11 protein-coding genes are annotated in these 13,887 nt (G+C 44.3%); 9 read left to right on the top strand and 2 right to left on the bottom strand.

Going from position 1 to position 13,887, the window contains the following annotated elements; translation table 11 throughout:
* Nucleotides 1-14: 14 nt before the first annotated feature.
* Nucleotides 15-1,118 (bottom strand): glutamate 5-kinase, encoded by a 1,104-nt coding sequence (gene proB, locus MKY14_RS11475; protein WP_076308387.1) that lies wholly within the window; start codon nt 1,116-1,118, stop codon nt 15-17.
* A gap of 432 nt (nt 1,119-1,550) precedes the next feature.
* On the opposite strand from proB, the gene MKY14_RS11470 reads away from it, so the two are divergent.
* Complete coding sequence (locus MKY14_RS11470) at nt 1,551-1,748, top strand: hypothetical protein (RefSeq protein WP_076308386.1); 198 nt, start codon at nt 1,551-1,553, stop codon at nt 1,746-1,748.
* Nucleotides 1,749-1,833: 85 nt separating this feature from the next.
* On the opposite strand, the gene MKY14_RS11465 is transcribed toward MKY14_RS11470, so the two are convergent.
* The gene (locus MKY14_RS11465; RefSeq protein ID WP_076101451.1) at nt 1,834-2,745 is read right to left on the bottom strand and encodes a LysR family transcriptional regulator; all 912 of its coding nucleotides are present in this window, start codon (nt 2,743-2,745) and stop codon (nt 1,834-1,836) included.
* Between the two features lie 669 nt (nt 2,746-3,414).
* Between MKY14_RS11465 and leuC the strand changes: the two genes are divergently transcribed.
* From leuC to MKY14_RS11425, 8 genes are all read left to right on the top strand, one after another.
* Nucleotides 3,415-4,839 (top strand): 3-isopropylmalate dehydratase large subunit, encoded by a 1,425-nt coding sequence (leuC, locus tag MKY14_RS11460; RefSeq protein ID WP_076127568.1) that lies wholly within the window; start codon nt 3,415-3,417, stop codon nt 4,837-4,839.
* Between the two features lie 29 nt (nt 4,840-4,868).
* Nucleotides 4,869-5,471, top strand: a complete 603-nt coding sequence (leuD, locus tag MKY14_RS11455; protein WP_076127570.1) for a 3-isopropylmalate dehydratase small subunit — start codon at nt 4,869-4,871, stop codon at nt 5,469-5,471.
* Nucleotides 5,472-5,657: 186 nt separating this feature from the next.
* Nucleotides 5,658-7,250 (top strand): N-acetylmuramoyl-L-alanine amidase family protein, encoded by a 1,593-nt coding sequence (locus MKY14_RS11450; protein ID WP_081391820.1) that lies wholly within the window; start codon nt 5,658-5,660, stop codon nt 7,248-7,250.
* 150 nt (nt 7,251-7,400) lie between these two features.
* Complete coding sequence (locus MKY14_RS11445) at nt 7,401-8,843, top strand: N-acetylmuramoyl-L-alanine amidase family protein (RefSeq protein ID WP_076127574.1); 1,443 nt, start codon at nt 7,401-7,403, stop codon at nt 8,841-8,843.
* Between the two features lie 116 nt (nt 8,844-8,959).
* Nucleotides 8,960-9,619, top strand: coding sequence for a GerMN domain-containing protein (locus MKY14_RS11440; RefSeq protein WP_076281440.1), 660 nt, complete (start codon nt 8,960-8,962; stop codon nt 9,617-9,619).
* Nucleotides 9,620-9,706: 87 nt separating this feature from the next.
* On the top strand, nt 9,707-12,439 hold the full coding sequence (locus MKY14_RS11435) for an S-layer homology domain-containing protein (protein ID WP_340976502.1): 2,733 nt from the start codon (nt 9,707-9,709) through the stop codon (nt 12,437-12,439).
* 313 nt (nt 12,440-12,752) lie between these two features.
* On the top strand, nt 12,753-13,433 hold the full coding sequence (nth, locus tag MKY14_RS11430) for an endonuclease III (protein WP_036676333.1): 681 nt from the start codon (nt 12,753-12,755) through the stop codon (nt 13,431-13,433).
* Between the two features lie 32 nt (nt 13,434-13,465).
* Nucleotides 13,466-13,732, top strand: a complete 267-nt coding sequence (locus tag MKY14_RS11425; protein ID WP_036676334.1) for a hypothetical protein — start codon at nt 13,466-13,468, stop codon at nt 13,730-13,732.
* The last annotated feature ends 155 nt before the right edge of the window (nt 13,733-13,887 follow it).

Raw genomic sequence — 13,887 nt, 5'->3', positions numbered from 1 at the left:
ATTGAAAAAAATGCTTATCTCAGTGTAATCCATTCGTCACGGTGAATGACCTCAAGCCGGTGTACTTCTCCCAGCTTCGGTACAATTTCACGGCTTGGCAGACCTTGAATGCTGCGCAGCTGAGCATCATCGTAATTTACAATCCCACGTCCAAGCAATTTGGAGTCGGGTCCAAGGACTTCTACAACATCTCCTGCGTGAAAACTACCTTCTGTCTGTTTGACGCCTACAGGCAACAGGCTGTGTCCGCCATGTAGCAAAGCTTCTACAGCCCCTTCGTCCACGTATAGGGAGCCGAGAGGGGTAGACATAAAGCCTAGCCATTGTTTTTTGACGGGAAGAGAGGATAGCTTCGTTGCAAAATAAGTGCCCCTGCCTTCTCCCGTTGCAGCAAGCTGTAAATCACCAGGTTCGGTGGCTCTCCCGACAAAGACAGGAACACCACCCCGAGTAGCAATCTTGGCCGCATCGATTTTGGATCGCATACCGCCTGTTCCAACACTAGAGCCAGCTCCACCAGCAATAGCATATATCTCTGGTGTAATGTCATCTACGAACTGATAACGGACAGCATCCGGATGCTTGCGGGGATCTCCACTGTATAAACCATCCATGTCGGTTAAAACAAGCAGTCTAGAGGCTTTTAACAGGTTAGCTACGAGCGCAGAGAGGGTATCATTATCGCCAAATTTCAGTTCATCTACGGAGACAGTGTCATTCTCGTTAAATACGGGCACCGCTCCTTGACGAAGTAGCTCTTCTACAGTCATCATAGCGTTATTCATGGCTCTGCGGCTGCAGAAATCGGTGCGAGTCAGCAATATTTGCGCGGTAGTAATTCCATGCTGGGCAAAAGCTTCCTGATAAGCCTGCATCAGCAGTACCTGACCCACAGCCGCAGCGGCCTGCTTCTCATGCAGCAGCTTCGGACGTGCTGGATAACCGATACTGCGGAAGCCGGCGGCTACCGCACCAGAGGTTACTAACAACACCTCACAGCCGTTTTTCTTCAACTCGGCAATCTCTGAGGCAAAAAAGGAGACTGCTTCACGATTCAAGCCGCCCTCGGGTCCGGTCAGCGAGCTGCTGCCTATTTTGACCACGATTCGCGTCATCATTTCTATCCACATCCTCTTCGTTTATTAAGTCCTGAAAACAACAAAAAGCCCCCATCCTTAGACTTAGCAAAGGACGAAAGCTTATAAACTTCCGCGGTACCACCTTTATTGATGAGGGATCATCCGACTTCATTCTCATAACGGGAGGATCCGTCCTGTTAGACACAGGCCGCTCGGGGGTAGGATTCGGAACGAAAACCGCGGTAAATTCTTTCAGCCTGTCGGAATCTACTCTCTAGGCGCGGTTAGACTCATTCTTACTGGTCCCGTCTGCACGTTTCACTTATTTTCAATAGAATACCATGGAGCTGGTTGCATTGCAAAGGGAAAACGTAGGATATATTTCTTCATGCAGAAAGCTCTATATATTATGTTTAACCTCAAAGAGAAGGGGTAAAGAACTTATAATCTGTTACCAGGAGGTGGATTAAATTGACTAAAGACAACAATGCCGAGCAGGGACAGAATCAAGATTCAAACGAAGTAGCAGAGCTTCAGAATAGTGTGACTCGTGAATTTGTGGAAGAGCACACCGGGGCTCCAATTGATAAGGGATTGGCTGATTCAAGTAAAGCACGTGTGTCGGATGATCAGAACCGCCTGATTACACAGCGTAATTTGCGTAAATAATCTAGTACTGTTAAAAGAGGTTTACCTGAAAAAGTGCCCCGGCAACCACGCGAATGGTTACTGGGGCACTTTATTTGTATATATTCTATTCTTCCGTTAATTCAGACACGGTTGATTTGAATGTTTCTACAAAAGCCTTTGCGGCCTTGGATAAATATCGTCCGCGTCGATATGCTACAACTAGCGTACGACTAGGCACCGGATCAGCGAGCGGTAAGTAGACTGGAACAAATTCACTCCGCGGTGCACGAGCGATAAAACGAGGAACAAGAGTCACGCCCATACCTGTTGCCACTAGGGATTGAACGGTTTCCATATTATTGCTCTCGAAAACGATTCGTGGCTCGAATCCGGCTTTCCGGCACAGCTCCACAGTCATTTTGCGGAAGCCCTGACCTTCCTTAAGTACGATGAAAGGTTCGTCCTTAAGCTCTTCAAGTGAGGTCCGTGTTCCATCTAAGATTCGTTTAGCGAGCGGATGTTCAGGAGGGACGGCAAGATCAATTCTTTCCTCTCCAAGCTCTTCATAAGCTAGAGCAGGAATTTCGAGGGGTAAGGAGAGCAGGCTTAAATCGGTCTGACCACTTGCCGTGAGCTTCTCTAGGTTCATCGACGAGTCTTCTAGCAGCGTAATTTCTACCTCAGGATAATTTTGTTTGAAAACTGGAAGCACATGCGGCAGAAGATGTGCTCCTGTAATCGGCATACTGCCCACAACTACACGTCCAGTGCGCAGTTCTGATATGTCGGACATCTCTTGTCGCAGCAGCTCCACTGCGTCAATGATAATCTGGGCTTGTTCAACGAATTTAGAACCTGCGTAGGTCAGCTCAACTGAGCTGGTATTACGCTGAAAAAGCATTACGCCGAGCTCTTTTTCCAGTTTGGAAAGCTGCTGGCTGAGCGAGGGCTGGGCAATATGCAGCTTGTCCGCTGCACGTGAGAAGTTTTTTTCGGCTGCGATTTGCAGCACATACTGCAGTTGTCTCAGTTCCATATATGGACTCCTTAGGGAAATGATTTACTTATAAGTATATCCTATTGGATTATAGTTTTGTATAGGCAACCCGAAGGAGCATTCACTTCTTCGCTCCCCAGAATTTGCCGGGCCTGTTTTCAAGAATTATCCCTACTACACTGATCGAAGTATCCGATATCCTCTCACAATATATTTATTGCGCCGGATCTTGAGAGTATCTATGAGATAACTGCATTCTGTGCAGCTATTTCGTATGCAAAAGGGATGATTTTGGTTTTAAGTGTATTCTATACAACTAAAAACCAGAGTTCCCAGCTATAGGGCGATAATTCAAGAAAATAGCTGCACAAAATACACTTATATTCATTAACGAATGATTCACAGGAATATAGCTGTACAAAATACAACTAAACGCTCCTACACATCCCGGTTGCGCAACGCTCCTACACATCAAGCTTGCGCATCGCTCTTACACATCAAGCTTGCGCCTCGCTCCTATACATCCCGGTTGTGCATCGCACCTACATATTGCGCCTCAACACACCCTAACTCAGCTTATAGGTTCAGACTATCACTTTTATAGATATCATATCTTGGAATTATAAAGACAGGGGTGTTATATTTAGATCATTCAAGAGAGACTCCACGCTCTCTTCCAATGAACGATTCTATTAATGAGGTGAAATTATGAGCAACAAGACAATGTTTGAAAAGATTTGGGAGAATCACGTTATTCATCAAGAGGAAGGCAAACCTAGCATTATTTATATTGATCTGCATTTGGTTCATGAAGTTACTTCTCCGCAGGCTTTTGAAGGGCTTCGCCTCAGCAACCGGAAGGTTCGCCGTCCTGAGCTGACTTTCGCAACGATGGATCATAACGTACCAACTAAAGATCGTTTTAACATTAAAGATCCAATCTCCAAACAACAAATTGATACCCTTTCTAAGAACTGTGCTGATTTTGGTGTAAGACTGTTCGATCTGAACGATATTGATCAAGGCGTTGTACACGTAATGGGTCCTGAAATCGGCTTGACACATCCTGGAAAAACTATCGTTTGCGGCGACAGCCATACCTCCACGCATGGTGCATTCGGCGCGCTGGCATTCGGTATCGGAACTAGTGAAGTTGAACATGTAATGGCTACCCAATGTTTGCAGCAATCCAAAGCTAAGACTATGGAAGTACGCTTTACAGGCAAACGTAACCCTGGCGTAACAGCAAAAGATATGATCCTGGGTGTTATTGCTAAATACGGTACTGATTTTGCCACAGGTTATGTAATTGAGTATACAGGCGAAGCTATTCGTGAATTGTCGATGGAAGAACGTATGACTGTCTGCAATATGTCGATCGAAGGCGGAGCAAGAGCTGGCTTGATTGCCCCTGATGAAACTACTTTTAATTATCTGCGTGGACGTCAATACGTACCGCAAGGCGAAGCTTATGATGCTGCTGTAGAAGCATGGAAGAGTCTTGTAAGTGACGAGGGCGCCCAGTACGATACGGTTGTTGAATTTGATGTGGAAACATTGATTCCACAAGTGACCTGGGGGACTAGCCCGGGCATGGGAACTGACATCAACTCCAGCGTTCCGAATCCGGCGGACTTCACCACTGAAAATGAACGTAAAGCTGCTGAAAAAGCGCTTGAATATATGGATTTGACTCCTGGAACACCTATTTCCGAAATTCCGATTGATTATGTATTTATCGGTTCCTGCACTAACGGGCGGATCGAAGATTTGAGAGCTGCAGCAGTGGTAGCTAAAGGTCATAAGGTGTCTGAAAAGGTTACTGCCATTGTTGTTCCAGGCTCGGGCCGTGTTAAGATGCAGGCTGAGAAAGAAGGACTTGATAAAGTCTTTACTGACGCTGGCTTTGAATGGCGTGAAGCGGGATGCAGCATGTGCTTGGCCATGAACCCGGATGTTCTGCAGCCTGGACAACGCTGTGCATCTACCTCGAACCGTAACTTTGAAGGACGCCAAGGACGCGGAGGACGTACACATCTTGTATCTCCAGCTATGGCAGCCGCAGCTGCGATCAAAGGTCGTTTCACTGATGTACGTGATTGGAATTATAAGACGGAAGCCGTCAGCTCATAGAACTAGAGAGAACACGGGAGGATAAAACTATGGATGCTTTTAAAAAATTAACAGGAATTGTTGCACCAGTTGACCGGGTAAATGTAGATACGGATGCGATTATTCCAAAACAGTTTTTGAAACGGATTGAACGGACGGGATTTGGACAGTTTTTGTTCTATGAATGGCGTTTTGATGAAGAAGGTAACGATAATCCAGCCTTCGAAATGAATAAACCACGTTATCAAGGGGCTTCTGTTCTGATCTCACGCGCTAACTTTGGCTGTGGATCCTCTCGGGAGCATGCACCATGGGCGATTATGGATTACGGGTTCAGAGTTGTAATTGCACCTTCTTATGCGGATATCTTCTACAATAACTGCTTTAAGAACGGCATTCTGCCGATTAAGCTTTCGGAAGAGCAAGTGGATGAATTGTTCAAACGGACAGCTGAGCATGAGGACTACAAGCTGACAGTTGATCTTGAGAACAATGCTTTACAAGATGAATTCGGACTGAGCATCAGCTTTGATCTGGATGAGCACCGTCGTCAATTCCTGCTGCAAGGCTTGGATGATATCGGTTTGACCCTTCAACATGCAGATGAAATTGCTGCTTATGAAGAGCGTCATGCTGCAAAGCTATTCTCTTAAAAAGAGGATATAACTGGTCTGATTCTTAAACTTTACAAAAAATACGCAAAACTTCTATTTCCGGGTGTCGGAAATAGAAGTTTTTTTGCTATAATCGATATATTCATTGGTCATTAAGGAAACATTTGGTGATTTCTGTCGTCTAAATACTTATCTAGGATCTATTACTTGCAGAAGGAGCGGAAAATGAGAATGAGAAGAGCTGGGCTTCGTGTATTGCTGCTTTTGTTACTGCCTTTATTATTTTTAACATCCACCGGACAAGAAGCTGCCGCAGCTGGTAGCAGCACAGGCAGAATTATTATGGACAATCAGGAACTTGCTTTGCCAAAAGGAATTAAACTCGAAAATGTAAATGGTAGCGTTATGATTCCGGTCAGAGTGGTAGTAGAGAATCTTGGATTCGAGGTGTTATGGGAGCAGCAGACCCGGAAAGTAACCGTTCACCAGGATGGTAAAAGCATTGAGCTGGCGGTAGGACGGAAAACAGCTGATGCAGATGGGGTGACATTTGATTTAAATGCAGCTCCTAAGCAGAGTGGCGGCACAGTACTTGTTCCAATTCGTTTCGTAAGCGAGCAGTTCGGCTTAAAGGTGGGCTGGGATAATGTTGATAAAACCGTCTATTTGACAGGTGGACAAGTTAGCAATCCTGCAATGACACCTGAGGGGAATACTACCAATCCAACAGCAACTAATACACCTGCTCCAACTCCAAGTGCTACGCCGGGAAGTGACAACGGGACAACTGCTGGCAGTGTAGTAACTTCACCCAGCCCGACACCAGTTCCACAAACAACTACGGCACCGGGAAGCACAGCAGGAATTCCAACAGGCCCTCTAGTAAACGGGGCAGTATTCACTGAGAACCGACTTATTATCGCTGTGTCGGGGGCTACTAAGCCAAACGTTACAAAAATGAGCAACCCTGATCGAATCGTCGTAGATTTTCCGGGTGCTGCGTTCGATCCGAATTTCATTGGAAGTCTTACGGGTGTTACCACCACTGGCGGTCCACAGGGGAAGCTGGACGTTGCCGGCTACCCGCTCGTTTCTGAGATCCGTTATGCACTGTTCAGTGTGAGTCCGTCCACTGTCAGATTCGTAATTCAAACGGTTGGAAATCAACCGTACCAGCTTAGTACGGATGAAAGCACCGGGCTGGTTACGATTGATTTGAATGTAACTAACAGCGGAGGCAACACCACAGGGGCTAATGGAACGTTAGGTAAGCCAATTGTAGTTCTAGATGCGGGTCATGGCGGAACTCAATCAGGTGCTGTCAGTCTCACAGGTAAGCTGGAAAAAGACTTCAATCTGGCCGTCATCCGCAAAGTACAAACGCTGTTAACGCAGGAAGCATTAGTTGACGTGGTGTTTACTCGAACTGACGATGCTACATTGGGGCTTCAGGATCGCGTGAAAATTGCGGAGGCTGCTAAAGCGAATCTCTTTATTTCAGTGCACGCGAATTCGCTAGAGGTTGGATATCCAAATAGAGATAAAATAAATGGCAGTGAAACCTATTATTCTCGCAGTGATAGTCTGCCTCTTGCTCAGATTATGCATAAGCATTTATTAGCCGCTACTGGTTTTAAAGACAACGGGATTCGTACGAAAAGCCTTCATGTTACACGGGAAACCACAATGCCAGCAGTCTTGCTAGAGGTAGGATATCTTACAAATTCAGGAAATGAATCGGCGATGTATAGTGAGCAGCTTCAAGAGAAATTAGCGAGAGAAATTGTTGCCGGAATTAAGGAATATCTGGGGCTTTAACACTTGCGGTTGGTGAGATTTCTCAATTTTTATGGAATATATTCGCAACCTTTATAGATTACCAGCGTCTAATAGAGGTCTGAGGTTGACGGAGACAGGGGCACCACGATCGCCATTCACAGGCGAATACTAGATTCTTAGAGGTGAAGAATGAAGAAATTCAGTTTGATGTTGTTATTGTTGCTCTTTGTGTTGGTTTTGCCTGAGCATGGACATGCTGCTGCCGCGAATAGCAAGATTTATCTGGACGGCAAAGAGATTACTGCAGGGCAAAAAGTACCGGTTGAAAATGTGAATGATACTATCATGGTACCGTTGAGATTGATCTCCGAGAGTCTTGGTTATACCGTGGGCTGGGATCAAAAAAGCAAAACGGTGACGATTGAACAGCAAGGGAAGGTCATCAAACTTATTGTTAATCAAAAGACAGCTTCGGTTGATGACAAAACAGTACAGCTTACCACTGCGCCTGTCCTGCGGAGTGATACGACACTTGTACCTATACGGTTCATAAGTGAGCAGTTTGGTCTCACCGTCACTTGGGATAATGCGAAGAAGATCGTGTATCTTATTACCCCAGGATCCTCAAATGAAAACGGCAGTTCTGATGGGAACTCTGGAAATGGTGGATCTGAAGTTGTTGTTCCGCCGGTAGATCCTACTAAAAATTTAACCATGATAAATGGTTTGAGCTTTAGTGAGAATCGTTTAAGCATTGCGATGGAAGGTAATTCCGAGCCAAAAGTAAGTGTAATGACAGGGCCGGATCGGTTAGTTATTGATTTTCCTAATGCCACTTTCTCAGATCTGTTTGGTACGGGACAAGTTCTTGATCCTGATCTGAATGGTAAACTGGAAGTGAAGGATTATCCTGATGTATCAGGTGTCCGGTATTCGCTTTATAGCTCCAATCCTTATACTGTACGTTTTGTAATTGATTTGAATTATCCTAAGAATTATAACATCAGCGTATCTGGGACGGATTCTAAGTTGGTTATCATTGACCTGAATGCAGAAAGTACGGATGATACTTCAACACAGCCAGGTAATGATGGCAAGAAGCTCGTAGTACTGGATGCGGGGCACGGAGCCAAAGATTCTGGTGCAGTAGGAGTAACAGGAAAATACGAAAAGAATTTTAATTTAGCTATAGTACTTAAGACAGCAGCATTGCTGAAAAAAGAAAGTAATATCGATGTCGTACTGACACGCAGTGACGATACATTCTTGGAGCTCAAGGATAGAGCGGCTATGGCTAATAATTTAAAAGCAGATCTATTCATTTCTGTACATGCTAACAGTTCCGCATCTTCTGCGGCAAGCGGGACAGAAACGTATTATCAGCGGGAAGCCAGTAAGGCCTTAGCGAAAGTAATGCATAAGTATCTTGTTGAGGCTACAGGGCTTAGTGATCGCGGTGTACGATACGGAAATTTCCATGTCATTCGTGAAACGAAAATGCCTGCTGTTCTACTTGAAGTAGGATACCTTAGCAATAAGAAGGATGAGACATTGCTCTTTACGGAAGCATTACAAAATAAAGTTGCTGCTTCAATAGTGAGTGGGATCAAGGAATATTTGGGTATAAAATAACAGACCAGTGGCAGACGAGCGCCGCAAAGTCAGCTTTCTGCTTTTATCAATAAAAAGGCAAGAAGTGGTTTTGCGGTACCTGTCTGCCCGTATTCATCTAGAGGAGGCGTTTATTAATGTTTAAACAAAAATGGACTATGGTTGGGGTTGCTGCGCTACTTCTACTAGTGATAGCTGGCTGTGGAGATAAGCCTACTGCAGCTCCTGCTAATGGAGTGGAGCAAGATACTACAAACGTTGTAAGTGGTGCGGGAGAAAGTACCCCAGCTCCATCTGATGATCAGGAAACCGAAGTGGCTAGCACTCCGCAACCGACAGCAGATAATACTAATGCAGAAACTCAGCCATCTTCGAAGCCGGTAGAAAATGAGACACAAAAGCAAAGCCAGAGTATTGAAGTTTATTACACTGATTCGCAAATTATGGATTTAGTGCCTGCTAAGACTACGATTAACTACTCTGACGATGTTGAGAAATATACAGAGACGTTCAAAGCACTGCAAAGTAGTGAGAATACAGATCTTGTACCTTTGTGGGGGAAAATTGAACTGAAATCATTAAAATTCGTAGAGGGTCAAATCGTAATGGATATTCATAAACCAGATGAAGCTCAGCTTGGTGCGGGTGGAGAATCCTTTGCCATTACTTCACTTGCCAAAACTTATTTTCAATTTGCGGAAGTAAAGAGTATCGAAGTTTTAGTTGATGGTGAAAAGGTAGAAAGTCTAATGGGCCATGTGGATCTATTGCATCCTATGACTAGAGATAATTCTTAATTGGTTATGCAACAAAGGAATTAGGTATCTAGCTGACGAATTTTTAAACATACTATTTATTTGAGTCATAGAGAGGGGAATAATCTATTGTCCGCGCAAAAAAGGTCAAAACGTCCATTGAAGGCTTATTCTAATAAAGCAGTGTCGGCTGTTATGGCTGGCGTTATGGTTTTTGGTGGTGCAAGTGCAGTGTTTGCAGACACAGCTGCCACTACACCGACATCAACCACTACACAATCTGTAGGGATTTTTAGCGATGTAAAGACAGGCTTCTGGGCTGAAAAACATATTTATAAACTCGCTTCACAAGGAATTGTGGTTGGAAATAATGGATTGTTCCGTCCGGGTGATTCTGTAACTCAGCAGGAAGCATTGCTTATGGCCCTGCGGTTTATGAAGCTGCAGGATAAAGTGGATGCTTCTTCTGCGGTAGCGTTGCCTACCGATTTTAAAGTTACGAATTATTACAAGGATTATGTTGTGTTAGCTTTTCAACAAGGATTACTCGATAAAGCAACCGAAATGGCTCCAGATAATCTGAAGACTTCTTGGGGAGAGCGTAAAGCATCCCGGGAATGGATTGCGGAGCTGTTAATCCGCTCCCTTGGAAAAAGCGCAGATGCAGCAGGGGCCGCTAGTGAGCCAACAGGCTTTGCGGATGATACCAAAGTGTCTGCCAACAAACGTGGTTACATCAACGTTGCCGTTGATTTAGGCCTAGCAAACGGACTTGATGGCAATCGTTTTGATCCGCAAGGTGCTGTAACACGTGCGCAATTGGCGACTTTTTTCAGTCGTGCTGAAGCTCACAATACGGTTGAATACGACAACGCGGTATCAGGAACGATCAGTCAATTAGCTGATGGGAAACTATCCGTCTATAACAACGGAAAGACTTCTACATATACCCTGGGAGCAAGCACTGCTTATTACACAAGTGCCTCTGAAAGCAGAATCAATCTAAGTGATGTCCAACCCTACACTAAGGTTACTGTAATTGGTGCGACATATAACGCGGCTTATGTTGAAGTGACTGACCCTACACAACAAGTAGAGACTCTGTCAGGAAACTTCGCCATGGTAGCTCCAGGTAATAAGCTTTGGTTAAAGTCACCAACAGGGTTCACTGAATACTACTACGATGAGACTACTTCCTTTGTAGATGTAAATGGAGCTGGAATTGAACCTGCTTCGCTGGTAACAGACAGTGTAGTTTCACTGCAACGTGAAACGTACAGTGGTTCGCATAAAGTAGTGAAGGTTCAGGTGACTTCAGGGGTCATTAACAAAACAACAACAGGCACCATTCAAAGTGTAGATCTTACTGGCAAAAGCATTACTTTCAAAAATACCGCGGGTACAGTAGAAACTTTTAAATGGGAAGATGGAACTTCATTATTCAGCTCCCAAGCATCAGTGCTGAAACCTGCAGATTTGAAGACAGGTAATGCGGTGAAATATACGATTCAAGATAATGTGATCCGCACTGTAGAAGTGACGGAAGGTGTTGAACGGACAGTTGAGGGGGTACTTACCGAGCTGACTAGTTCCACAGTTGTTTACAAAAAAGCAGACGGAAATCGTGAGGTTAAACTGCTTGGCACTAAACCGACGATTGTTATTCCGAACATGAGTGGAGCAGTAGCTGATGATCTTATTGCTGATGCAGTAGGTGGGGACAAGATTCAGGTTACCTTAAACAGCAGCGATCAAGTCACCAAAATTGAAGTGTTAAGCCGCCAAATTGAGCAGTATAGTGGAGCAACAATTGTGGATTACAATAGCAAAACACAGCTCCTTACAGTTATGGACAGCAGCAAAAAAGCCCATGTGGTTCAGTTGGATGAGAAAACAAAGCTGATTTATGAAGGTGCATTGCCTAACTTAACTAATATGGGTGCGAAACTTATCGAGAACCGCAAAGTTAATCTGAAGGCAATAGGACAGCGGGCTTTGTCTTTGGAAATTGTCACAAAGTACGAAGGAACTTTAACAGCTGTTAATTCTACGTCGAAAACTCTTGTTTTGAAGCTTAATGATGGACAAAGTTTAACGATGCCTTATCCGCAACTTGTTGATCTCTTTGGTAAGACTAGTCCTTCCCTAAGTGATATTCCTATTGGAAGCAATGTAACGGCTTCACTGACTACAGGTCAGGATCTGATAGCGGTATTGAAAGTGAAGACTGTGCTGCAAGTTGAAGCGGCAACCGTGAATTCTGGAACCAACCGTTTGGGCATCAAATGGAATGGGGGAACCAGTGATATTAATACTTTGGCAATCCCGTTGACCAATGAAGCTGGTGAGAGCATTAAGCTAACGGATTTAAAAGCGGGAGATTATCTTAATGTGACCTTTGATGGTAGCTCACCGCTGGCTATTCAAGCAGTTAAGCTCACAACAGGTCAGGTAAGTTCTGTAGATGCCGCTGGGAATAGCGTAGTCGTGAAGGATTATGCTGGAGCTGCACAGACCTTAGCGGTAAGTGGAGGAGTCAAAATCATTCGTGACGGCTCGACAACGACTGCTCTTAGCAACTTGACGGCAGGGGACAGAGTAGAGATTCGCAAGGATCCGGATGGATCTACAACGATTCGTATTATGTCTCAGCTCAGTAGAACATTCTCACGTTATGAGAGTGCAACAAACTCATTGGTGACGAAGAGACCTAATTTGAACGATAAATATCAATTCTTTGTTCCTGCTAATGTTTATATTCATCAGGGAGATTCGACTTTATCCGTGCAATCTTTGAAAGAAAATGATAATATTATAATGTATTTCAATAATGATATTTTGGTTGAAATTGTGAAACAATAGTTGCAATGGTGGATTTCTGAGTGAATCACCGTCTTGACACAGGGGGCTTTACCTGCGTCAAGACGTTTTTTTTGAAATATAAGAAAGTATAAGTATTGCTCCTATACTGTATGTCTTATATTTCTCGCTTAAACGCTTACTGTTCTTATTAGGACAATCCAGGCGTTAATACTTGAAATATAATGCCAGTATCGTATCTGTTGAAATGTATGAATCCATACGTTATAATACATACTTTGCTTATATTTCTAACATTTGAGGTGAGACGCTCGATAGAATTTTCTGAGCGTTTTTGCTCCGTGGAGGGGACACTATGAAAGCTGCAGACGTCCGCCACATTTTGGATACGATTGGAGATTTGTTTCCGGATGCACATTGCGAGCTGAATCACAGTAACGCTTTTGAATTGACAATAGCGGTGCTGCTGTCAGCCCAATGTACGGATGCAACGGTGAACAAAGTGACCGAGGACCTGTTCCAAAAGTACAAAGCCCCCATCGATTATATTTCTGTGCCGCTGGAGGAATTGGAGGGCGATATCCGGCGCATCGGCTTATATCGCAACAAAGCTAAGCATATCCAAAGCCTGTGCTCTATACTCATAGAACAGTATGGCGGAGAAGTGCCTGAGGCACATGACTTGCTTGTAACGTTGCCAGGAGTAGGTCGTAAAACCGCTAACGTAGTAGTATCCAACGCATTTGGAGTTCCTGCCATTGCTGTGGACACTCATGTGGAGCGGGTTGCTAAACGACTTGCATTGGCAGGCTGGAAAGATTCTGTCCTGGAAGTGGAGAAAAAGCTGATGAAGGCTGTGCCACGTGATGAATGGACGCTCACGCATCACCGGCTAATCTTTTTCGGACGATATCACTGTAAGGCTCAGAATCCAAAATGTCAGGTTTGTCCGCTCCTTGATGTATGTCGAGAGGGCAAAAAACGTATGAAAACGGCTGTCGTCAGGAAAGCTAAAGATCATACGCCAAAAAGTTAAAAGTTAGAGTTGAAGAAGAGGATGGGATAGAGATGAAATGCATTTCTGTATACACAGATAATTTTGAGGTATTCTCGGATATTTTTGACCGCGTAGTGGAAAGCCCGCTGGAAGAAAATGAAGAGCAAGAAGTAGAGGGCATTACGATCAGTCATTCCGGTGATGTGCCTGAGCACTATCTGGAGCGTATGTCTGTAAAACCAGAGGTTGTCGTAATGAGAGACAAATCTCGTGGATTGACTATTCTGCAGCACGGAAAAGTTTTTGAAATTCTGTTGCCTGTTTTGGAAACTGCATAATTGAGAAGTGACCTGAAATGGAGTCGGCCCTTGGGGCTGGCTCCTTTTTTTATTGAATATCCATATATTTCTACGAGAAACGACTGTTGGCTTTACAGGACGACAACCACGCTTCTTTTTTGGTATCATTTCGTAGGAGATGATAGGTTATTTTG

It is taken from the genome of Paenibacillus sp. FSL R5-0887, assembly GCF_038002305.1.
In the GTDB taxonomy this organism is placed as follows: domain Bacteria; phylum Bacillota; class Bacilli; order Paenibacillales; family Paenibacillaceae; genus Paenibacillus_AQ; species Paenibacillus_AQ odorifer.
The sequence above is the reverse complement of the archived record's forward strand: the minus strand, read 5'-3'. Positions and strand labels throughout refer to the sequence as shown.